At 63.1% G+C, this 21415-nt stretch carries 30 protein-coding genes; 1 reads left to right on the forward strand and 29 read right to left on the reverse strand.

Features of this window, described 5'->3' with window-relative positions:
* The 24 genes from nuoK to Q0949_RS07755 form a co-directional block, all read right to left on the reverse strand.
* Entirely contained in the window at nucleotides 1-306 is a 306-nt protein-coding gene (nuoK, locus tag Q0949_RS07640) for an NADH-quinone oxidoreductase subunit NuoK (protein WP_011569388.1), read from the reverse strand.
* A gap of 42 nt (nucleotides 307-348) precedes the next feature.
* Complete coding sequence (locus tag Q0949_RS07645; protein WP_299370204.1) at nucleotides 349-819, reverse strand: hypothetical protein; 471 nt, start codon at nucleotides 817-819, stop codon at nucleotides 349-351.
* A 3-nt stretch (nucleotides 820-822) separates the two neighbouring features.
* Complete coding sequence (locus Q0949_RS07650) at nucleotides 823-1425, reverse strand: NADH-quinone oxidoreductase subunit J (RefSeq protein ID WP_299370206.1); 603 nt, start codon at nucleotides 1423-1425, stop codon at nucleotides 823-825.
* Nucleotides 1422-1841 carry a carboxymuconolactone decarboxylase family protein gene (locus Q0949_RS07655; protein ID WP_299370208.1) on the reverse strand — a complete coding sequence of 140 codons (420 nt, stop codon included), beginning with the start codon at nucleotides 1839-1841 and terminating at the stop codon, nucleotides 1422-1424. The genes Q0949_RS07650 and Q0949_RS07655 overlap by 4 nt, the downstream gene beginning before the upstream one ends.
* On the reverse strand, nucleotides 1834-2220 hold the full coding sequence (locus tag Q0949_RS07660; RefSeq protein ID WP_299140580.1) for a carboxymuconolactone decarboxylase family protein: 387 nt from the start codon (nucleotides 2218-2220) through the stop codon (nucleotides 1834-1836). Before Q0949_RS07660 ends, Q0949_RS07655 begins: the two co-directional genes overlap by 8 nt.
* A complete protein-coding gene (gene nuoI / locus Q0949_RS07665; RefSeq protein ID WP_299140578.1) occupies nucleotides 2217-2711 on the reverse strand; it encodes an NADH-quinone oxidoreductase subunit NuoI in 495 nt (164 codons plus the stop codon). Before nuoI ends, Q0949_RS07660 begins: the two co-directional genes overlap by 4 nt.
* A 3-nt stretch (nucleotides 2712-2714) precedes the next feature.
* Nucleotides 2715-3755 (reverse strand): NADH-quinone oxidoreductase subunit NuoH, encoded by a 1041-nt coding sequence (gene nuoH, locus Q0949_RS07670; protein ID WP_299370210.1) that lies wholly within the window; start codon nucleotides 3753-3755, stop codon nucleotides 2715-2717.
* A gap of 6 nt (nucleotides 3756-3761) precedes the next feature.
* Complete coding sequence (locus tag Q0949_RS07675) at nucleotides 3762-4142, reverse strand: hypothetical protein (RefSeq protein WP_299370212.1); 381 nt, start codon at nucleotides 4140-4142, stop codon at nucleotides 3762-3764.
* Nucleotides 4139-6157 carry an NADH-quinone oxidoreductase subunit NuoG gene (gene nuoG / locus Q0949_RS07680; protein WP_299370214.1) on the reverse strand — a complete coding sequence of 673 codons (2019 nt, stop codon included), beginning with the start codon at nucleotides 6155-6157 and terminating at the stop codon, nucleotides 4139-4141. Before nuoG ends, Q0949_RS07675 begins: the two co-directional genes overlap by 4 nt.
* 3 nt (nucleotides 6158-6160) lie before the next feature.
* The gene (locus Q0949_RS07685) at nucleotides 6161-6550 is read right to left on the reverse strand and encodes a DUF5333 domain-containing protein (protein WP_299370216.1); all 390 of its coding nucleotides are present in this window, start codon (nucleotides 6548-6550) and stop codon (nucleotides 6161-6163) included.
* A 131-nt stretch (nucleotides 6551-6681) separates the two neighbouring features.
* Complete coding sequence (locus tag Q0949_RS07690; protein ID WP_299370218.1) at nucleotides 6682-7056, reverse strand: hypothetical protein; 375 nt, start codon at nucleotides 7054-7056, stop codon at nucleotides 6682-6684.
* A 27-nt stretch (nucleotides 7057-7083) separates the two neighbouring features.
* Nucleotides 7084-7530, reverse strand: coding sequence for a DUF3291 domain-containing protein (locus tag Q0949_RS07695; RefSeq protein WP_299370220.1), 447 nt, complete (start codon nucleotides 7528-7530; stop codon nucleotides 7084-7086).
* Between the two features lie 248 nt (nucleotides 7531-7778).
* The gene (gene nuoF / locus Q0949_RS07700; RefSeq protein ID WP_299370222.1) at nucleotides 7779-9059 is read right to left on the reverse strand and encodes an NADH-quinone oxidoreductase subunit NuoF; all 1281 of its coding nucleotides are present in this window, start codon (nucleotides 9057-9059) and stop codon (nucleotides 7779-7781) included.
* Nucleotides 9060-9101: 42 nt separating this feature from the next.
* On the reverse strand, nucleotides 9102-9320 hold the full coding sequence (locus tag Q0949_RS07705; protein WP_299370224.1) for a DUF5337 family protein: 219 nt from the start codon (nucleotides 9318-9320) through the stop codon (nucleotides 9102-9104).
* 3 nt (nucleotides 9321-9323) lie between these two features.
* Entirely contained in the window at nucleotides 9324-10193 is an 870-nt protein-coding gene (locus Q0949_RS07710; RefSeq protein WP_299370226.1) for an endonuclease, read from the reverse strand.
* Nucleotides 10194-10220: 27 nt separating this feature from the next.
* Complete coding sequence (locus Q0949_RS07715; protein WP_299370228.1) at nucleotides 10221-11384, reverse strand: NADH-quinone oxidoreductase subunit E; 1164 nt, start codon at nucleotides 11382-11384, stop codon at nucleotides 10221-10223.
* Between the two features lie 76 nt (nucleotides 11385-11460).
* The gene (locus tag Q0949_RS07720) at nucleotides 11461-12672 is read right to left on the reverse strand and encodes an NADH-quinone oxidoreductase subunit D (protein ID WP_299370845.1); all 1212 of its coding nucleotides are present in this window, start codon (nucleotides 12670-12672) and stop codon (nucleotides 11461-11463) included.
* Entirely contained in the window at nucleotides 12672-12794 is a 123-nt protein-coding gene (locus Q0949_RS07725; protein WP_299370230.1) for a hypothetical protein, read from the reverse strand. The genes Q0949_RS07720 and Q0949_RS07725 overlap by 1 nt, the downstream gene beginning before the upstream one ends.
* Nucleotides 12794-12961 (reverse strand): hypothetical protein, encoded by a 168-nt coding sequence (locus Q0949_RS07730; protein ID WP_299370863.1) that lies wholly within the window; start codon nucleotides 12959-12961, stop codon nucleotides 12794-12796. The genes Q0949_RS07725 and Q0949_RS07730 overlap by 1 nt, the downstream gene beginning before the upstream one ends.
* 5 nt (nucleotides 12962-12966) lie before the next feature.
* The gene (locus Q0949_RS07735; protein ID WP_299370232.1) at nucleotides 12967-13578 is read right to left on the reverse strand and encodes an NADH-quinone oxidoreductase subunit C; all 612 of its coding nucleotides are present in this window, start codon (nucleotides 13576-13578) and stop codon (nucleotides 12967-12969) included.
* Nucleotides 13579-13587: 9 nt separating this feature from the next.
* On the reverse strand, nucleotides 13588-14121 hold the full coding sequence (locus tag Q0949_RS07740) for an NADH-quinone oxidoreductase subunit B (RefSeq protein ID WP_299370846.1): 534 nt from the start codon (nucleotides 14119-14121) through the stop codon (nucleotides 13588-13590).
* A complete protein-coding gene (locus Q0949_RS07745; RefSeq protein ID WP_299370234.1) occupies nucleotides 14118-14483 on the reverse strand; it encodes an NADH-quinone oxidoreductase subunit A in 366 nt (121 codons plus the stop codon). Before Q0949_RS07745 ends, Q0949_RS07740 begins: the two co-directional genes overlap by 4 nt.
* A gap of 151 nt (nucleotides 14484-14634) precedes the next feature.
* Complete coding sequence (locus Q0949_RS07750; RefSeq protein WP_299370236.1) at nucleotides 14635-15402, reverse strand: GAF domain-containing protein; 768 nt, start codon at nucleotides 15400-15402, stop codon at nucleotides 14635-14637.
* 192 nt (nucleotides 15403-15594) lie between these two features.
* Entirely contained in the window at nucleotides 15595-15876 is a 282-nt protein-coding gene (locus Q0949_RS07755) for a DUF1330 domain-containing protein (RefSeq protein ID WP_299370238.1), read from the reverse strand.
* A gap of 114 nt (nucleotides 15877-15990) precedes the next feature.
* On the opposite strand from Q0949_RS07755, the gene Q0949_RS07760 reads away from it, so the two are divergent.
* Complete coding sequence (locus tag Q0949_RS07760; RefSeq protein WP_299370240.1) at nucleotides 15991-16878, forward strand: LysR family transcriptional regulator; 888 nt, start codon at nucleotides 15991-15993, stop codon at nucleotides 16876-16878.
* Here the strand turns inward: Q0949_RS07760 and Q0949_RS07765 are convergent.
* From Q0949_RS07765 to Q0949_RS07785, 5 genes are read right to left on the reverse strand one after another with little or no spacing between them, the layout of a single operon-like run.
* Nucleotides 16875-17660: a crotonase/enoyl-CoA hydratase family protein gene (locus tag Q0949_RS07765; protein ID WP_299370848.1), complete on the reverse strand. Its 786-nt coding sequence runs from the start codon at nucleotides 17658-17660 to the stop codon at nucleotides 16875-16877. The genes Q0949_RS07760 and Q0949_RS07765 overlap by 4 nt on opposite strands.
* Nucleotides 17660-18526, reverse strand: a complete 867-nt coding sequence (locus Q0949_RS07770) for a hydroxymethylglutaryl-CoA lyase (RefSeq protein WP_299370242.1) — start codon at nucleotides 18524-18526, stop codon at nucleotides 17660-17662. Before Q0949_RS07770 ends, Q0949_RS07765 begins: the two co-directional genes overlap by 1 nt.
* On the reverse strand, nucleotides 18527-19192 hold the full coding sequence (locus Q0949_RS07775; RefSeq protein WP_299370244.1) for a glutathione S-transferase family protein: 666 nt from the start codon (nucleotides 19190-19192) through the stop codon (nucleotides 18527-18529).
* Nucleotides 19189-21123, reverse strand: a complete 1935-nt coding sequence (locus Q0949_RS07780; protein WP_299370246.1) for an acetyl/propionyl/methylcrotonyl-CoA carboxylase subunit alpha — start codon at nucleotides 21121-21123, stop codon at nucleotides 19189-19191. Before Q0949_RS07780 ends, Q0949_RS07775 begins: the two co-directional genes overlap by 4 nt.
* A complete protein-coding gene (locus Q0949_RS07785) occupies nucleotides 21116-21415 on the reverse strand; it encodes a hypothetical protein (RefSeq protein ID WP_299370248.1) in 300 nt (99 codons plus the stop codon). Before Q0949_RS07785 ends, Q0949_RS07780 begins: the two co-directional genes overlap by 8 nt.

The raw sequence follows: 21415 nt of genomic DNA on the forward strand, positions 1-21415 counted from the left end.
TTAGCCCTTCATCACGTTGACGTCTTCGACGGCGATGGTGCCGCGGTTGCGGAAGAAACAGACCAGAATGGCCAGACCAATCGCGGCCTCGGCGGCGGCGACCGTCAGGACAAACAGCGTGAACACCTGCCCCACGAGGTCATCAAGAAAGCTAGAAAAGGCGACAAGGTTTATGTTCACCGCCAGCAGCATCAATTCGATACTCATCAACAGGATGATGATGTTCTTGCGGTTGAGAAATAGCCCGAAGATGCCAATGACGAACAGCGTCGCCGCCACTGTCAGGTAATGTTCAAGTCCTATCATGTCGTCCCTCCGGGGCTGTCCCCGCTTGTCGCCTGATGCCGGTTAACCCAGCATGAATTCTGTCTTGTCGCCCCGCGCCTCGGGGTAGAGTGCGGCGCAGGCACAGGGCTCTGCATCCAGCGTGATGATGTCGATATCCCGCGCGATGCCGTCCAGATCGGCGGCCATGCGGTCAAAGGTGGCAAAGGCGCGCGCGCCGCTTTCGTGGCGCTTGATCACGGCCAGTGCCTTGTCGGTGCGGTCAAACGGTAGGCGCGTGCCCATGTTGTCCTCAGCTGCGCGAAAGGTCAGCGCCGTGCCGGGGCCACAGTCCACAACCGTGAACGAAGTCGCCGTGCCCTCCTGGCTCCACCAGTCGCGCCACATCACACGGCCCTCACCCAGATCCACATGATCCGCCTCTCCCCCATGGGAGATATGCGTGGTTCGGTCGCAATCGGTCAGGGTCAGCGCAACAGTCTGCCCCCCGATCAGCGCGACAACCGCCGCCAGATATGCGCACCGTGCGATCAAGACTTACAGCCCCTGCCCCGGTTTGACGTCCTTCAGTTCCATCGCCTTGGCCGGATCGCGGTACATCTGAGCCAGCACATCCTGGCGCTTGACGTCGACGCGGTGGCGCAGGGTCAGGACAATGGCCCCCACCATCGCAACCAGCAGGATCAGGCCGGACAGCTGGAACAGGAGGAAATATTGGTCATAGAGGATCAGGCCGAGGGCCTCGGTGTTGTGACGGTCCACCGGGGTGACCTGTGCACGAAGCCCTTCGGCAGCGGCGTTGCTTTCCCAGGCGCCAAATGCCAGCACGAATTGCATCAGGATCACCAGACCAATCAGCAACGCCAGCGGCATATACCGCGCCATCTCCGCCTTGAGCTCGGCAAAATCGACGTCCAGCATCATCACCACAAACAGGAACAGCACGGCGACCGCGCCCACATAGACAATGATCAAAAGCATCGCGACAAATTCCGCGCCCAGCAGGACGAACAAGCCCGCCGAACTGAGGAACGCAAGGATCAGCCACAGGACCGAGTGCACCGGGTTGCGGCTGATCACCGTGAACAGGCCACCGGTGATCACTGCAATCGCAAAGAGATAAAAGGCAAATACAGTCATGTCTTGTCCTTGTCGTCGTCCATCACCTCTTGGGCCAGTTCCATGGCCCGGGTCATGGCGGGCACACCGGCGAACATCGCCATCATGCCCAATGTCTCGGTAATCTGTTGATCGGTGGCACCAGCCTCGCGGGCGTGGCGCACCGTCTGGCGCACGGCACTGTCGGCCTGCGCGCCCTGCATGGTCAGCCCGGCAAGGGTGATCAGCAGCCGCGTCTTGGCATCCAGCCCGTTTTCGTTCAGCGCATTGCCGAACCACGTCTCCATCACCTCTTTGGGCATGGTCGGCCACAGGGCCTCCATCGCCTTGGCGTCAAAGCCCTTGGCCGGGTCAAACGCCGCCATCTGCGGCATGGCCTTTGCCATCTCCTGCATCTGCGCCATCAGCGCGGCAAAGGGGTTCGGCGCGTCAGTCATCTTCGGCCTCGAACACTTCGATTGCGGCGTTCATGCCGTTGATCATGGCCGGAAACCCACCATAGAGCGTCATCTGATAGATGATCTCGCAAATCTCCTCACGGCTCGCGCCCACCGCGCGGGCACTTGCGATGTTGACCTTCAGCTGCGGACGCGTCTGTCCGCCCTGCGCCGTCAGCGCCGCGACCGTGGCCAGCAGCCGGGTCTTTTCGTCGACCACACCGCGCGCATAGAACGTGCCATAAGGCACCTCGACCACCATGCGCGACAGACCAGGCACCAGCGCGTCATAGCGGGCGGCCAGGGCCTCCTCCATGCCGGGGTTCACCTGCTCCGACAGCTCTTTGCCGCGCGCATATGTGGGTTCATCAAGGCTCATCTGTAGGGCGCATCCAGTTCGAGGTTGCGCGCGATCTCCGCTTCCCAACGCTCACCATTGGCCAAGAGCTTGTCCTTGTCATAGTACAGCTCTTCACGCGTCTCGGTGCTGAATTCGAAATTCGGACCCTCGACAATGGCGTCCACCGGGCATGCCTCCTGACAGAACCCGCAATAGATGCACTTGGTCATGTCGATGTCATAGCGCGTGGTGCGGCGGCTGCCATCCTCACGGGGCTCAGCATCAATGGTGATCGCCTGCGCCGGGCACACGGCCTCGCACAGCTTGCACGCAATGCAGCGTTCTTCGCCATTGGGATAGCGGCGCAGCGCGTGTTCGCCACGGAACCGGGGCGACAAAGGCCCCTTTTCATGCGGGTAATTCACCGTCGCCTTGGGGCGGAAGAAATGCTTCAGCCCCAGTTTGAAACCCACATAGAAATCCTGCAACAGGAAGTACTTCGCGGCGCGTCCATAGTCGATCTGCGTCATGGATTATCCTCCCATCGGCCAGCGGGCATAGACGCCCCAGAACCATTCGAACTTGGCCGCAAAGGCCACGAACACCACCCAGAAGAGCGAGAACGGCAGGAACACCTTCCACCCAATCCGCATCAGCTGGTCATAGCGGTAGCGGGGCGTGATCGCTTTCACCATCGAGAAGATGAAGAAGACGAACAGCATCTTCAGTACCATCCACAGCACCCCATCGGGCAGGAACGGCACCGGCGACAACCAGCCCCCAAAGAACAAGAGCGACACCAGCGCGCACATCAGCACCACAGCCACCAGCTCGCCGATCATGAACAGCAAGAAGGGCGTGGACGAATATTCCACCTGATAGCCCGCCACCAGCTCGGATTCGGCCTCCGGCAAGTCAAAAGGCGGGCGGTTCGTCTCGGCCAGGGCCGAAATCAGGAACAGGAACAGCATCGGCAGATGCGGCAACCAATACCAGTTGAACAGGCCCCAATCGCCGTCCTGCGCGGTCACGATGCCACTGAAATTCATAGACCCGGTCGAAATGATCACCCCGATGATGATCAGACCGATGCTGACCTCATAGGAAATCATCTGCGCCGCTGACCGCAACGAGCCAAGGAACGGGTATTTCGAGTTCGACGCCCAGCCGCCCATGATCACGCCATAAACCTCAAGCGAGGAGACCGCGAACACATAGAGAATGGCCACGTTGATGTCCGACAACACCCAACCGTCATTGAAAGGGATCACCGCCCAGGCAATCAGCGCCATCACCAGGCTGACCATCGGCGCCATGAAGAACACCGCCTTGTCAGCACCCGCAGGTACCACGACTTCCTTGACGATGTACTTGCCGAAATCCGCGAAGCTTTGCAGCAGGCCATAGAACCCGACCACGTTGGGGCCACGGCGCATCTGCACGGCGGCCCAGATCTTGCGGTCCGCATACATCAGGAACGCCAGCGCCACCAAAAGCGGCACAACCACCAACAGGACCTGACCCACGATCAGCAATCCGATGCCCAACGGGCTATTTGAGAAAAAGTCAGCCATCAGTCCTCACACCGTCGGTATTCCCTTCTCCGCACAGGATGCAGACACGACTTCGGCGTCGATTGTCTTGATCCCCCGCGGCAGGGCTGGCGAGATGGTGTAAACAGCATCCGCCGTCCACACGCCAGCCTCTTCGTCCACATTTGTGCGCAAATGACGCGCAAAGCCCCAGCCCCGGATCAGCGTATATCCGGCGGCGGCACATTCGGCATAGTTCGACACATCCTGCGCGCTCAGCGCATTGGTCATGGACACGTTGAACTGTACCAGATCATCCGCCAGCAGCGTCGTTTCCACCCCGCGATAATCGGGGATGAACTGCTCGGCCGTGGGGACCGGGTCACAGGCGGCCAAAGGCACGCAGCTTATGAGCCACGCGGCCTTCATTCGGCAGCCATCGCCTCGGTCTTGCGCGCCTTCGCGTTGGCGCTCAGTTCCGCCATCAACTGGCTGGCCCGTGCAATCGGGTTGGTCAGGTAGAAATCGGCGATGTTCGAGGTCAGCGTGCCACCCTCCATCGTGCCCATCTCCAGCGTCTCGCCGCTGTTTTCGGCCACCACGTCGATGTCACCCAGATGTGGATGCGCCGCCACAATCGCCTGACGCAGCGCGCCGATGCTGTCATAGGGCAGTTTCGCATCCATCTCGCCCGACAAAGCGCGCAGAATGGCCCAGTTTTCCTTGGCCTCTCCGGGGGCAAAGCTGGCGCGCGCCGCCAGTTGCGGCCGCCCTTCGGTGTTCACGAACAGGCCCGGCTCTTCGGTATAGGCGGCACCGGGCAGGATCACGTCGGCGCGGTGCGCCCCACGATCCCCGTGGCTGCCCTGATAGATCACGAACGCGCCGTCCGCGATTTCGATCTCGTCCGCGCCGAGGTTATAGATCACGTCGGCCCCGTCCACTGCGGCCATGGCATCGGGGTTCGTGGCCCCCACATCCATCGCGCCCACGCGCGCCGCCGCCGTGTGCAGCACCAAGAGGCCCGATTTCGTGCTTTCCGCCAGCGCTTGTGCTGCGGCCAGAACCGCCGCACCGTCGCCGCGCGTCAACGCACCCTGACCCACGATGATGACCGACGGCTTGTCCTGCACCGCGCTGTGATCGCGCTTGAGCAGTTCGGTCATCACGGCAGGTTCCGTGCCGATGTGGTTCGCCTCATAGGTCAGATCGACCATTTCACCGATCACGCCAACGCTGGCACCCCGCGCCCACGCCTTGCGGATGCGCGCGTTCAGCACGGGCGCCTCAATGCGTGGGTTGGTGCCGATCAGCATGATCGCCTGGGCATCATCAATGTCTTCGATCGTGGCGGTGCCAACATAGGCCGCGCGGTTGCCACTGGGCAGTTTCGCGCCATCTGTGCGGCACTCGACGGTACCGCCCTGTCCTTCGATCAACTGTTTCAGCGCGAATGTCGCCTCGACCGGCGCCAGATCACCCACGAGGCCCGCCAGTTTGCTGGCCCCCTTGATCGCCTCTGCGGCCTTGCCCAAGGCTTCGGGCCATGTGGCGGGGCGCAGTTTGCCATTCTCGCGGATATAGGGCTTGTCCAGACGCTGTCGGCGCAGCCCGTCCCAGACAAAGCGCGTCTTGTCCGAAATCCATTCCTCATTGGTGCCATCGTGGTTCAGCGGCAAAAAGCGCATCACTTCGCGGCCCTTGGTGTCCACGCGGATCGACGATCCCAGCGCGTCCATGACGTCCACGCTCTCGGTCTTGGTCAGCTCCCAAGGGCGTGCGGTGAACGCATAGGGCTTCGACACCAGCGCGCCCACCGGGCACAGATCAATGATGTTGCCCTGCAGGTTCGATTCGAGCGTTTCGCCCAGATAGGACGTGATCTCCGCATCCTCACCACGGCCTGTCTGGCCCATCTGCGTGATGCCCGCAACTTCGGTGGTGAACCGCACACAACGGGTGCAGGAAATGCAGCGCGTCATGTGTGTCTCGACCAGCGGGCCGAGATCCAGATCATCCGTCGCGCGCTTGGCCTCGCGGAACCGGCTGAAATCGACCCCGTAGGCCATCGCCTGATCCTGCAAGTCGCACTCGCCCCCCTGATCGCAGATCGGGCAATCCAGCGGGTGGTTGATCAGCAGAAACTCCATCACCCCCTCGCGGGCCTTCTTGACCATGGGGCTGTTGGTTTTCACGACCGGCGGCTGGCCCTCGGGGCCGGGGCGCAAGTCCTTGACCTGCATCGCGCAGGACGCCGCAGGCTTGGGCGGACCGCCCACAACCTCGACCAGACACATCCGGCAATTCCCCGCAATCGACAGACGCTCGTGATAACAGAAACGCGGGATCTCGATCCCCGCCTCTTCGCAGGCCTGGATCAGGGTCATCGCCCCGTCGACCTCAACTTCGTTCCCGTCGATGATGACTTTGCGGAGGTTGCTCATACGTCAGTTCATCCTCAATAGGGCGCCGATCTGGCTGCCTTTTTCAATCTCAACACGGCCCAGGTCGCAATAGCTGGCCGTCTGGCCCGCCGCCACACCACCCTGCCGCAAATAGGCATCGCGCGCACGCTTCAGCCGCGCCTTCTCCGCATCGGACTTGCGGTAGGCGTCAATTTCAGCGTCGGAATACCCCATGTCACGCGCCCGCGCCTTCAACCCGGTCACCGTGCGATAGGCCTGCACCATCCGCGCCGAGATCGCAGGACAGTTCTTGCGAATCTCGTCGGCAATCCCCACCGCAAGGATCGTGCCGTCAATCTCGGGCACATCCCGCAAATGCGGTTTCGCCAGGGCACCCCCGGCAGTGAGGCAGAAAATCAGGGCCATAGTCATTGCGCGCATCTTTATTTCTCCACATGTCGCGTCAGATCAACGCAAGGTGGGAAAGCATAGTCGTGCTATGCAATAACAGGCGCTGACACAACCCGTTAGCACGCAAATTGTCGCCATTTCTTGTGCTGTGATCACTCGGGTGCACAGGTGCCGCGCAACAGCAGCTTGTCACCCGAAATGTTCAGCGTGCCATCCTCGGCATCGGGGCCGTTGATCCAATCGATATTCGACGTGCCAAAGTTCTCGATACAGTAGCGGATCGCCTCGAAACGCCCCGCCTCGCGCGCACCCTCCAGCGACGCCGACACCGGCGACACCGTCACCTCGATCTGGTCCCGCTGCTTGTCGACCTTCTTGGCCGTCGACCGGAAAAACACCCCGTCAAAGGCGATCCGGTCCGCGCGTCGCTCCACGCAGGCGGTCAGCAACAGCGCCGCCACCAGCAAAAGGCCCGTCAAAAACGCAGGGCGCATATCCGTCAAAGGGCGGGCTAGGATCTTGGTCACCGGTCTTCTCCTCCACGGCACACAAACTTACGGGCGGACGTGGTCCCACCCAAAGGCGTGATCCGTATTGCCATGGTTTTCAAGATGATGGAAGCGTTCCATCGCCTCCCCGACCGTGGGGATGTGCCCCTCGGCCACCCACCACATCACCAGGCGCGTGCCCTGTTGGTCCAGATCGTACCACTCCGCCTTGCGGTCATAGAACTGCTTGTGCACCGTTTGAAACACGAAATGCCGGAAACTGTCGACATCCGCCCAGACGGACAAGGTGGACGCCGTGCGTGGATTGCCCCCAAGCGGCCCGCCCGCTTCAAGCTGTGCCGCCTCCATATCCTCGTTTTCCATGTGCCAGACATAGCCGGGACTGCGCCGCGCGATATCGTAAACCCGGTCAAGGTTGTCCCGAAAATCCGCGACGCGCGGATCTTCCCAGTCGTATTTCAGCGTGCCTATGTTGAATTCAGCGAGGGGCATCGGAAATCAAAGGTAATTCTTTGCAAGCAAGACCAGCAAAATCGCAATCAGCGCGATCATTACAACCTTTGACGGCCCACCCCCGGTCGCAGTTGACCCCAGATGAATTTCATCTTCCGGGTGGTGCGTTGTGTCTATGTCGCTTCCGCACTTTTCGCACATCATCGTGCCGAAACTGGCGGTATTCCGATGCCCACACGTGCCGCACATTCCGCCGTTCGGTCGGCTGTTGAGCGGCCGGGGTAACATTACTCCGCCGCGATCCGCTTGCCCGCAATCCGGTCCTCGATCTCATCCCGGAAGTTCCGGATCAGCCCCTGGATCGGCCATGCCGCCGCGTCCCCCAGCGCACAGATCGTGTGCCCCTCAACCTGCTTGGTCACGTCCAGCAGCATGTCGATCTCCTCGACCTCCGCCTCGCCCTTCACCAGACGGTCCATCACGCGCATCATCCAGCCCGTGCCTTCGCGGCAAGGCGTGCACTGACCACAGGACTCGTGCTTGTAGAACTTGGACAAGCGCCAGATCGCCTTGATGATATCGGTGCTCTGATCCATCACGATCACCGCCGCCGTGCCCAGACCCGACTGCAAATCATTCCGCAGATAGTCGAAGTCCATGATGGCGTCTTTCATCTTTTCCCCGCGCACGCAGGGAACGGACGATCCACCGGGGATCACGGCCTTGAGGTTGTCCCAACCGCCGCGAATGCCGCCGCAATGCTTTTCGATCAGCTCTTCGAAACTGATCGACATCTCTTCCTCAACGACACACGGGTTGTTCACATGGCCCGAAATGGCAAACAACTTCGTCCCCGCATTGTTCGGACGGCCAAAGCCCGAGAACCACGAGGCCCCCCGGCGCAGGATCGTCGGCACAACGGCGATGGACTCAACGTTGTTCACTGTGGTGGGGCAGCCATAAAGGCCCGCACCCGCCGGGAATGGCGGCTTCATCCGCGGCATCCCCTTCTTGCCCTCAAGCGATTCCAGCAATGCGGTTTCCTCACCGCAGATATAGGCCCCTGCCCCGTGGTGCAGGTAAATCTCGAAATCCCAGCCCGACCCGGCGGCGTTCTTGCCCACCAGACCTGCGTCATAGGCCTCGTCAATCGCGGCTTGCAGCGCTTCCTTCTCGCGGATGTATTCGCCGCGGATATAGATATAGCAGGCGTTGGCATTCATCGCGAAGCTGGCAATCAGGCACCCTTCGATCAGCGTGTGCGGATCGTGGCGCATGATCTCGCGGTCCTTGCAGGTGCCCGGCTCGGATTCGTCTGCGTTCACAACCAGATAGCTCGGGCGTCCGTCGCTTTCCTTGGGCATGAACGACCACTTGAGACCGGTGGGAAAGCCCGCGCCGCCACGTCCGCGCAGCCCGCTGTCCTTCATCTCCTGAACGATCCAGTCGCGGCCCTTCTTGATCAGGTTGCCGGTGCCGTCCCAATGCCCACGCGCCTGCGCGCCCTTGAGCGTGCGGTCGTGCATCCCATAGATGTTGGTAAAGATACGATCCTTGTCAGCCAGCATCGACATGTTCCTTTGCCAAATTGACCTTGCGCGCGCAGGTCGTCAGTTGTCCCGGCTCTTTTGCCAAATCCTGATGGCCACCACCAGTGCCCAAATGAACGCAGCCAGTGCGAAAAGCAGCAAAAGTATCTCGAACCGGCGCGGCAGGCCCAGGCCGGTCACGATCACCGGTGAAAATATGGATAACAAAGCGGCCCCCGCAATCACGAGGGCCGCAACACGGCCCTGCCGGGCCAGTTTTGGATCAAGCTGGTCCGCCATGCGTCAGTAAACGCCGCCTTTCTTGACCTTGCTCGAAAATTCGGTGGTGCCGCCTTCGGCGAGGATCTTGGCCTGTGCCACCCATTCGTCACGGGTCACGCGGCCCTTGAACCCTTCGAGGTTCTGATCGACCCACGCCACCTCGTCCGCGCCCCACGAGGCAACCTGGTCAAAGTGGTAAAAGCCCATCGAGTGCAGCAGCGCCTCGAGCTTGGGACCAACGCCCTTGATCTGCTTGAGGTTGTCGGGCCCACCCTCGCGGGCCGCGGCCAGCGTCTCGGGCTTGGTGCCCGCGCCTTCCGCTGCGGCGGGCGCGGTCTCCTTGGCCTTGGCTTTGGGTTTGGCTTTTGCCTTTGGCTTGGCTTTCGGCGCTTCGGCCTTGGGCTCTGCGGCCTCGCCTTCGTATTTCCACTCGCCCTTGCGCGCAGCCAGCTCTTCCTGTCCGGCCAGCGGCTTGGACGCGGTCACGGCAGGTGCCGCAGGCGTTTCGGCCTTTGCTTCGGCGGCTTTCGGTGTCGGCTTCTCTGCTTTGGGGGCCTGTGCCGCCACGGGTGCCGCCGCCGCAGGTTGCGCAGCCGCTGCTTCGGCCGCCTCTGCCGATCGCGCCTCTGCCGCGGCACGCGAGGCATCCGCCCGCGCTGTCGCGTCGTCCTTGTCACCAACGGACGCCGTGCCCGCCGCAGGCAGCGGACGGCACATGATCCAGCTCAACAGCAGCCCTGCCACAGCCGCGACCACCACAGCGGCGAAGACGCCCTGCATGAATGTCCAGCCGCCCAGAACCCACAACAGCACTGCGGCCAACACGCCGCCCAGCACCGCAACCAGCCAGCATCCGAGTGCGCAGCTGATCGATCCCTGTTTATTGTCCATCGGTATCCCTCTCCCGTTTTGAGGTTATTACTCTTTATAGATACCGTCTTTTTTCGCACGTTGGGAGAATTCTGTCTCGGTCCCGCTGGCCAGAGCCTGCGCCTGCGTGACCCAATTGTCACGGCTGACCCGCCCCTTGAAGCGCACGAGGTGCTGATCAGCCCAGGCAACTTCCTCTGGCGTCCAGGACGCGAGTTGGTCGAAATGGTAGACGCCCGCCGCGTTCAATTCCTTTTCCAGACCCGGCCCGATGCCCTTGATCATCTTCAGATCATCGGCGCCACCGGCGCGGGCCTCGGTCAGCAATGCGGGCTTTGTCCCCGCGGGGACAGCCGTATCCGTCTGTTTTGCCTCAACCTTTTCTTCGGCCGGAGGGGCCGAGCGCTTGGGCTTGGCCTTCGACTTCGCCTCTTTGGGCGGGGCCTTGGACACGGGCGCAGATGCAGGCGCGTCATTGGCATTGCTCGGCTCGGGAGAGGCGTTGGCCTTGCCCCACGGGGCGAGCAGCGGCACTTCGGTGCCGTCGATCCGCTTGACCGTGTCGCCGATATCCGTCGCCAGCTGGACAGAGGCGTTGTACTTGGTGTGGCCGCTGTCGAAATCCTTGAGCGAGGTCAGACCGCTGAGAGGCTCGGCCGCATAGCGCCCGTTTTGAGGGCCCGGCGTGGGCACCTGGCCGGCAGCCAGCTCATCGATAATCTCGCCCATGCGCGCCGCCGTCAGATCCTCGTAATAATCCTTGCCGATCTGCGCCATGGGCGCGTTGGCGCAGGAGCCGAGGCACTCGACCTCTTCCCAGGAAAACTTGCCGTCGTCCGACAGCTGATGCGGTTTCGTGGCGATCTTGTCCTTGCAGACGGCCACGAGATCCTCGGCGCCGCAGATCATGCAGGACGTGGTGCCGCAAACCTGAATATGTGCAACGGATCCAACGGGTTGCAACTGGAACATGAAGTAGAACGAAGCGACTTCGAGACCCCGGATATAGGCCATCCCCAACATGTCCGACACATGTTCAATCGCCGGACGGGTCAGCCACCCCTCCTGTTCCTGCGCACGCCACAAAAGCGGGATGATCGCAGAGGCCTGACGGCCCTCGGGGTATTTGGTGATCTGCGCCTCGGCCCAGGCCTGATTGGCCGGGGTGAAGGCGAAAGTGTCGGGTTGGTCTGGGTGGAGACGGCGGAGCATTAAAGTCTTCCCTTGATCAGCGTGGAGACTGCGGGAGCCTCCGGCGGGAGTTTATTTGGCAAGATGAAAGAGCGGATCAGCGGTCGATTTCCCCGAACACCACGTCCATCGTGCCGATGATCGCGGCGACGTCGGCCAGTTGGTGGCCGGTCGAGATGTGGTCCATCGCTTGCAGGTGCAAGAACCCCGGTGCGCGGATCTTGCAACGGTAGGGTTTGTTGGACCCGTCCGCGACGAGATAGACGCCGAACTCGCCCTTGGGGGCCTCGACCGCGCAATAGACCTCGCCCTCGGGGACGTGGAAGCCTTCGGTGTAGAGCTTGAAGTGGTGGATCAGCGATTCCATCGACGTTTTCATGTCGGTGCGCGAAGGCGGCGTGATCTTGCCACGCGCCAGCACGTCGCCGGTGGCTTCGCGCAGCTTGGCGATGGCCTGTTTGATGATCGACACCGACTGGCGCATCTCTTCCATGCGGCAGAGGTAGCGGTCGTAGCAGTCGCCATTCTTGCCCACCGGGATCTGGAAGTCGAATTCGTCATAGCATTCATAGGGTTGCGCGCGGCGCAGGTCCCAGGCGAGGCCGGAGCCGCGCACCATCACACCGGAGAAACCATATTGCTGGATCTCTTCTTCGGTCACGACGCCGATATCGACATTGCGCTGTTTGAAGATGCGGTTTTCGGTCAGCAGCCCGTCAATATCGCTGAGCAGGTCGGGGAATTCATGCGCCCATTGCTCGATGTCGTCGATCAGGTCGTCGGGCAGATCCTGATGCACCCCGCCGGGCCGGAAATAGGCCGCGTGCAGACGCGCGCCGCAAGCCCGTTCGTAGAAGATCATCAGCTTTTCACGCTCTTCAAAGCCCCAGAGCGGCGGTGTCAGCGCGCCCACGTCGAGGGCCTGTGTCGTGACGTTCAGCAGGTGGTTGAGCACGCGCCCGATCTCGGAATAGAGCACGCGGATCAGGGACGCGCGGCGCGGCACCTCGACGCCGGTGAGCTTTTCGATGGCCAGACACCAGGCGTGTTCCTGGTTCATCGGGGCCACGTAATCGAGCCGGTCGAAATAGGGCAGGTTTTGCAGGTACGTCCGGCTTTCCATCAGCTTTTCGGTGCCGCGGTGCAGGAGGCCGATATGCGGGTCGCAGCGTTCCACGACCTCGCCGTCGAGTTCGAGCACAAGCCGAAGAACCCCGTGCGCCGCAGGGTGTTGCGGGCCGAAATTGATGTTGAAGTTGCGGATTTTCTGTTCGCCCGTGAGGGCGTCGTCGAATTTGGAGCCGTCCATCATGTGTCCATCTCCTCAATCGGTGCCAATCGGCACCTCAGCAGGTTTTTTTTAAAAAGTGGGATCGTCGCCACCCCCAAGCCAGCAGCCGCAATCGCAGTATCGATCAGTTCAAACCACATCACCGCTTCTCCAGCTCTTGCAACTTCATCGCCATGACCCAGAGCAGCACGATGGTACCCACGGGCAGGATGCAGAACACGGCCCAGTATTGGTTGAGCCCGAAATGGGGCAGCAGCTTGAACATCGGGATGATGCTGGCCGCGGCGATCAAGAGCCACCAGAGCATGTCCACTACTTCGCCTCCGCTTCTTTTTTCTCGTCGCCGGGCAGGATGTATTCGGCCCCTTCCCAGGGCGACATGAAGTCGAACTGGCGGTATTCCTGCACGAGGCTGACGGGTTCGTAGACCACGCGTTTTTCGACCTCATCATAGCGGACTTCGGTATAGCCGGTGGTAGGGAAGTCCTTGCGCAGCGGGTGGCCGCGGAAGCCGTAGTCGGTGAGGATGCGGCGCAGGTCCGGGTGGCCCGAGAACAGGATGCCGAACATGTCGAACACCTCGCGTTCGAACCAGTTGGACGACGGGTGCACGTCCACGATCGAGGGCACCATTTCATCCTCGCGGATCGACAGGCGCAGGCGGATGCGGTGGTTCTGGTACATCGACAGGAAGTGGTAGACGACGTCGAACCGTTTTGCCCGGCCGGGATAGTCCACGGCGGTGATGTCCACGAGGGTGGAGAAACGGCAGCTGGAATCGCTGGTCAGGAAGTCGACGAAGCCCACGATATTGGCGGGGGCCACGTCGATGTTCAGCTCTGCGTGGGTGACGTCCCAGGCCAACACGCAGTCCGGGCGCTTGGCTTCGATATAGGTGCCAAGTTCGTTCAGGGCTTCGGTCATGGCGTCCTCTTAGCGTACGATGGTGCCGGTGCGGCGCATTTTGCGCTGCAGCTGCATGATGCCGTAAAGCAGCGCCTCGGCTGTGGGTGGGCAGCCGGGGACGTAGACGTCTACGGGCACGATCCGGTCACAGCCGCGCACGACGGAGTAGCTGTAGTGGTAGTAGCCGCCGCCATTGGCGCAAGAGCCCATGGAGATCACGTACCGTGGCTCGGGCATCTGGTCGTAGACCTTGCGCAGGGCGGGCGCCATCTTGTTGGTCAGCGTGCCCGCGACGATCATCAGGTCGGATTGGCGCGGGGAAGCGCGGGGGGCTGTGCCGAACCGTTCGAGGTCGTAGCGCGGCATGGAGGTGTGCATCATCTCGACCGCGCAGCAGGCCAGACCAAAGGTCATCCAGTGCAGCGAGCCGGTGCGCGCCCAGTTGATCAGGTCGTCCGTGGACGTGAGCAGGAACCCCTTGTCCTGCAATTCGGCGTTGAGCGCCTGGGTCGCGTGATCCTTGTCGCCGCCTGCATAGGCGGGACCGGAGGTGTCCGTCATTGCCATTCCAGCGCCCCTTTCTTCCATTCATAGGCAAAGCCGATGGTCAGGACCCCGAGGAAGACCATCATCGACCAGAAGCCCACCATGCTGATGTCCTTGAACGCGACGGCCCAGGGGAACAGAAAGGCGATTTCCAGATCGAAGATGATGAAGAGGATCGACACCAGGTAGAACCGGACATCGAACTTCATCCGCGCATCGTCAAATGCGTTGAACCCGCATTCGTAGGCGGACACTTTTTCCGGGTCAGGGTTGCGAACGGCGATCACGACAGCTGCGAGCAGCAGGACCAGACCGAGGCCGATGGCGACGGCCAGAAACACGAGAATGGGGAGATACTCCCGCAACATCTCTTCCACGATGGGCTCCTTTTCTTGGCGCGGGCACTGGCGCGCCAGGTCAAGTGGCAAGATTGACTGGACATGGGTTTACGCCCGCCATCCGGCAGGGTCAATAAAGCGAAAGGGTGAAGTCGCGGAAAAGACCGGGTGATTTCGACGCAGCGCCGCCCTATCGCCGCCATTCGGCCAATGTCAGCCCGTCTTTCTCGCGTGCGATGTCCACATGCAGCACATGTTCGGCCCGGCCCGGCAGGTGGAGCGTGATCTCGCCGCCGCAGCGCCCTTTGTCGACGATGCGCTGTGCCGCACAGGGCAAGGCCAGCAATTCCTGATAGCTGAGGCCCAGATCGGCACGCATGGTGGCGTTCGCAAAGACCAGTTCACAATCGCTGTTGTGCACGGTCATGGCGCGGCCCTGAAGTTCGGCCAGTGTGCTGAGAATCGCGTCGTTTTCGGCCAATGCGGCGCTGAGCGCCTTTTGTTCATAGCGCAGCACGTGGCGTTCTATCTTGCTTTCAGCCAGATCGGAGACCGCTATGAGGTACTGTTCCTCTGCATCCTGCCAGATCCGTGGTTCCGACGACACGGCGCAGAGCGCGCCCACCACGGAGCCCGATTCCAGACGCAGCGGCACGCCGATATAAGAGCCGATGCCCAGCGCCTTGACCGCCGGTAGGCGTGCGAATTGCGGATCGCCCATCACGTCTGCGATGCGCAGCGGATGCCCCGCCTCCATCGTGCGGGCGCAGACCGTATCGCTCATGGGCAGTGACCGGTTCGCGACGGCCGTGGCGGGCATCGAGTGCCCCAGCGCAAAGAGTGCGTCGTCATGGATCACGCTGATCAGGCTGGCCTGACAGTTGAGCCGCGCCGCGATGGACTGCGCCAAGGCGTCAAATTCTGCGAGGTTGCTGAATTCAATGGAATGCAAGGCCATGCGCGCCGCTCACAATCAAGTTAAGTATGCTTTTCGGGATGGTTGCCCTATCAACGTTAGCAAAAGTAACTTAATTTAGCGTCTTTTCAAAACAAAATTGCGCAGATGGCGTGTGAGGGCGGGATCAGGAGGCCTGACGCGGGCACCAATTGTTGGCGGCGCCCGCGAAAATCCGAAGCGATGGGCCCGGGATCAGAGCACGTAAATGTCCGAATTGCCGCTGTTGCGCCGCAGCGCGTGGACGTCGGCGAGATCGGGATCGTTGATCCAGGCATCGGCGGCATCGCGATCGGGAAATTGCAGGACCGCCATGACCGTCGGCGCGGCTGCGGTTCCGTCGATCTGTTTCAGATCCGCCGAAGCCTGCACCACTGACCCTCCGTGTTTGGCGAGCGCATCTGCGGCCTTGTCCCGGTACTGGGCGAGGCTGTCGGGGTTGGTCACTTGCAGGATTGCAACGGCGTGCGTGGTCATTTCACGTCTCCTTGTTTCACTGTGAATGACGTGAAGCTATGCGTCTGGCACCTGACCAAAAATAGATGATATGATCACCCCACCTGTGCAAAAACGATCAAGCAAGGGGATGCGATGGCCGCGCAACTGGACTGGGAAGACTTGCGATACGTGCTGGAAACGGTCCGGCAGGGCGGCCTGAGCGGTGCAGCGCGCGCCATTGGTGTGAACCATGCCACGGTGGCGCGGCGGATTTCGGCGGCGGAGGCGGCGATGGGGACGCAGCTTTTTGACCGTCGCCCGTCTGGCTATGTGCCGACGCAGGCGGGGCTGGATGCGGCCCAGACTGCACGGACGTTTGAGACGGAAAGTGCGGCGCTGGACCGTGCGATCGCTGCGCGCGACGCGTCCATAGCCGGGCCGCTGACGGTGACGGCACCGCAATTGCTCATCCAGGCGGGGCTGGCCGCGATTCTCGGGGATTTTGTCGCCGCCTACCCGGAGGTCGAGATCACGGTGATCGGGGCCAATTCCGCGCTGAACCTGGCCGAGCGTGAGGCGGATGTCGCGATCCGCATATCGGACACGCCCGACCCCGATCTGGTGGGGCGGCAGGTGGCCGCGCAGGCCTCTGCGGTGTTTGCGCATCGCGACTATCTTGCCGCGCTGGCCGTGGACCCGGAGAAGCGGCTGCGCTGGTTGCGGTTTGTGCATTGGGAGCCGCCGGGCAAGGCGGTGCGGGCCGCCTATCCGAATGTGCAGGTGGTGATGCATCTGGACGATATGGTGGCCATGCTGGGCGCGGTGGAAGCCGGGATCGGGGCCACGCGGATGCCCTGTTTTCTGGGCGATACCAATCCCGCTTTGGGTCGGCTGCCGGGGCTGCCGCTCTTTCCCTATGCGCCGATCTGGGTGCTGACCCATGCGGATTTGCGCGCGGTGCCGCGCATTGCGGCGTTCACGCGGTTCGTGTCGGATGCGCTGCGTGCGCAGCGCGGCCTTTTCGCGGGTACGGGCGGCTAACCCTGCATCCAGCGCGCGGGGCGTTTTTCGAAAAACGCGGCGATGCCGTCGCGGGCCTCTTCGGTTTCCCAGCGGGTTTTCAGCTGGTCGATGGTCATGGCGATGGTATCTTCGTCGATGCGCGGGCCGAGCCTGCGGGCCAGTGCCTTGGCCGCGGCCACCGCACCGGGCGCGCAGGCAAGATAGGGGGCGACCTCGGCCTCGACCGCCGTGGCCAGATCGGCGGCGGGCACGGCGCGGGCCAGCAGGCCCAGATCGACCGCTTCGGCCGCATCAAAAAGACGGGCAGACATGAACACGCGACGCGCGCGCCCCTCGCCCATGCGGGCCAGCACATAAGGCCCGATAGTGGCGGGGATGATGCCGAGACGGGTTTCGGTGAGACCCATTTTCAGGTGGTCCACGCCGATGGTCACGTCGCAGACCGACGCCATGCCGACCCCGCCGCCGAACGCGTTGCCCTGGACCGCGCCGATCAGCGGTTTGGGCAGGGTGTTCAGCGCCTGGAGCATATGCGCGAGCTTGCCCGCCTCGCGGGCGCGGGTGGCGGGATCGGCCTGCATCTGGGCGCGCATCCAGTCGAGATCGCCACCGGCGCAAAAGCTCTTGCCAGCCCCCGTCAGCACCACGACGCGCACCCTGTCATCCGCGCCCAGCATGGCCGCGGCCTCGGTCAGTTCTTGCAGCATCTGCGCGCTCATCGCGTTGTGCTTGTCGGGCCGGTTCAGGGTGAGCGTGGCCACCCCGCGCGGGTCAGTGTCGATGCGGATCGTGTCGCCCATCATCCCTGCCCCGCCGCGCTGCGCATTCGCTGTGCCATGGCCGCCGCGTCATTGAGTGCGGCCAGATCGAGACCGGTGGCATAGCCCAGCCGCTCAAGATGCGCCGCCAGCGCCTCGGTCGCGACGTTGCCGGCGGCACCAGGCGCGTAGGGACACCCCCCCAAGCCGCCCGCAGCCGCGTCAAACACGCGGATGCCCAGGCTGAGCGAGGCGTCGACATTGTCGAGCGCGCGCCCGCCGGTGTCATGGTAGTGGCCCGCGAGCCGCCCCACCGGGACGACCTCGCGCACGGCCAGCACCATGCGGGCGATGGCGTCGGGCGTGCCGTGACCCAGCGTATCCCCGAGGCTGATCTCGTAGCAGCCCATGGCAAAGAGACGGTCGGCCACGCGCGCCACCGCCGCCGGATCCGTGGGGCCGTCATAGGGGCAGTCGACCACGCAGGACACGTAGCCGCGCACCGGCAGGTCAATGCTGCGCGCGGCCTCGATCACCGGGGCAAAGCGGTCGATGGCCTCGTCCACGCCTGCGTTCACATTGGCGCGCGAGAACCCTTCGCTGGCCGATCCGAACACCGCGACCTCGTCGGCGCCTGCGGCCTGCGCATCGGAAAACCCGCGCATGTTGGGGGTGAGTGCGGCATAGCGCACGCCCGGCGCGCGGGTGATTCCCGCCAGCACCGCATCGCTGCCTGCCATCTGTGGCACCCATTTGGGGCTGACAAAGCTGGCGCATTCGATCCGGCCAAATCCCACGCGGGACAGGGCATCGACAAAGGCAACCTTGTCGGCCACCGGGATCTCGTGCTGTTCATTCTGGAGGCCGTCGCGCGGGCCCACCTCGTAGATTTCGACCGCGTCTGACATCTATGCCTCCCAGGCTGGATAATAGTCCTGATCGTAGAGCCTGCTTTCCGCTGTGGGCAAGCTGCTTTGGAAGGCGGGGCGTTCGCTGATCCGGTCAAACCAGCGCGCGGTGGCGGGATGGTTGTCCAACCTGGCAAAATGGCGGGCCATGTAGACCGCCTGCCCCACGCTGATATCGGCGGCGGAAAATCCGGAGGTCAGCAGGTAATCGCGCTGTTCCACCGGGGTGGACAGGCGGGCCTCGATCGCGTCGTAGCATTTGGCAAGGCGCGCGGCTTCCAGCTTCATCACGATGGGGCTGCGCATGTGGTCCTCGTAGAGAACCACGTGCTGTTGGGTCAGGGCCGCGGCGTGCTGGCTGATGGTTTCGGCGAAATGCACCCAGACCAGCCACGCCATCCGGTCGGGGCTGGATGCGCTCCGGCCCAGACGGTCCGGGCTGAACCGTTCGCAGAGATATTCGGTGATGGCACCGGTTTCGAACATGCGTTCGCCGTCAATTTCCAGCGCGGGCACGCGACCTGCGGGGCTGAGCGACAGAAACTCGGGCCGCCGCAGGGATTTGTCGAACGGGTGTTCGACGACCTGAAACGGCACGTCCAGTTCCAACAAAAGCCAAAGCGTGCGCATCGACCGCGACTGGGGACAGTGATGCAGGGTGATCATGCGGCGTCCTCCAACCGGATCAGGGCGGCCCCGGCGGTGACCTGATCGCCGACCTGCGCCAGCACTTCGGCCACGGTGCCATCGCGCGCGGCGAGCAAGGCGTGCTCCATCTTCATCGCTTCGAGCACGGCGAGGCGGTCGCCTGCCGCAACCGTATCGCCCGGTTTGGCAAAGACGGCGCGCACGAGGCCGGGCATCGGGGCCTCGATCACGTTGCCGTCGCCCGCGGCGGTTGCGGCCACATCCAGCGGGTCGACGATGTCGAAGGCGATGCCATAGCCGTCAAAGACGGTGGCGACCCCGCCCGACACCGCCACGTCCGGCATCGGCTGTCCGCCGACCGACCAGCGCCCCTGACGGCGGTGGGCCTCGACTGTGGTGCCGTCCACGGTCCAGTGTTGCAGGTCGGGGCCTGCGACCGCGACCTGTATGTCAAGCACCGTGTCACCGCGCATCAGCGGCACCGCACGGCGCAGAGGCTGCCAGAGCGAGAACCCGGCGGCGGGACCCGGTTGATCGAGGCCTGATGCGGCCATCGCCGCGGCCACGGCGTGGGCGGCGTGGACCTGCGGTGCGGCGGTCAGCGCATCGATGTCACGGGCGATCAGGCTGGTGTCGACCTCGCCCCGGCCAAAGCCCGCATGGCCCGCAAGCGCGCCCAGAAAGGCGAGGTTCGTGACCGTGCCCGCCACCTGAGTCTCCGCCAGCGCGCGGCGCAACCGCGACAGCGCCACGGCGCGGGACGGCCCGTGCACGATCAGTTTGGCAATCATCGGGTCGTAGAACGGGCTGATCTCGTCCCCCGGTCGCACCCCGCTGTCGGCGCGCGCAGCCTGTGGAAAGGCCAGTTGCGTCAGCGTGCCCGTGGCGGGCAGGAACCCGGCAGGCACGTCCTCGGCATATAGCCGCGCCTCAAAGCTGTGGCCGGTGATGGTCAGCGCGTCCTGGTTCATGGGCAGGCCTTCGCCTGCGGCCACGCGCAACTGCCACTCCACCAGATCGACGCCGGTGATCGCCTCGGTCACCGGGTGTTCGACCTGAAGGCGGGTGTTCATCTCCATAAAAAAGAACCCGTCGGTGCGCAGCGGGCCAGAGCCATCCACGATGAACTCGACCGTGCCCGCCCCGGCATAGCCGATGGCCTCGGCGGCCTTGACCGCCGCCTGCCCCATGGCGTCGCGCATCTCGGGCGTCATGCCCGGTGCGGGGGCTTCCTCGATCACCTTTTGATGGCGACGCTGGAGCGAGCAGTCACGTTCAAAGAGGTGTACCGCGCGGGAGCCGTCACCAAACACCTGCACCTCGATATGGCGGGGGTGCGTCACGAATTTCTCGATCAGCACGTCCGCATTGCCAAAGGCGTTGCGCGCCTCGCTGCGGGCACTGTCGAGCGCGTCGGCAAAGGCGCCCGGCGTCTCGACCAGCCGCATCCCCTTGCCGCCGCCGCCCGCGACGGCCTTGATCAGCACGGGGTAGCCGATTTGCGCGGCCTCTGTAGCGAGCAGATCGTCGGATTGGTCAGCGCCGTGATAGCCGGGCACGACCGGCACGCCCGCCTCGACCATCAGCGCCTTGGCCGCGTCCTTGAGGCCCATGGCGCGGATGGCCTGCGCAGAGGGGCCGATGAAGGTCAGACCGGCGGTGGCGACCGCATCGACGAAATCGGGGTTTTCCGACAGAAAGCCATAACCGGGGTGGATCGCCTGCGCGCCTGTGTCGAGGGCGGCCTGGATGATCACGTCGCCACGCAGGTAGCTTTGGCCCGGCGGGCTGGCCCCGATATGCACGGCCTCGTCCGCCATCGCGACATGTTTGGCGCCTGCGTCGGCGTCCGAGTACACCGCCACACAGCGCACACCCATGGCCTGGGCGGTGTCCATGACCCGGCAGGCAATCTCGCCCCGGTTTGCGATCAGGATTTTGTCAAACATGGTCTGTGTCCCCCTCGGCCCAAGAGCCACATACTGTTTTCGGGTCCGGTCTGGCGCCTGCCCATTCAACCAGTGCCACGCAGTACGGGGCAATGGTTTGACCCGTCAGGCAGGACCGGTCGGAGACGACTTGGCCGTCAGTGAAATTCTTGCCGACCTCCAGCACCCGGGAGGACAGATGAGCGATCGTCAATGTCATTCCCTTGGCAGGCTCGCCGACCACTTGCGTGAATTGCGGCACGTGGCCCTTGTCTTGCAGTGTAAACATGTCGGTGATCTTGCCTCTGAACAT

Origin of the sequence: uncultured Tateyamaria sp., from assembly GCF_947487805.1 — a bacterium.
Lineage (GTDB): Bacteria > Pseudomonadota > Alphaproteobacteria > Rhodobacterales > Rhodobacteraceae > Tateyamaria.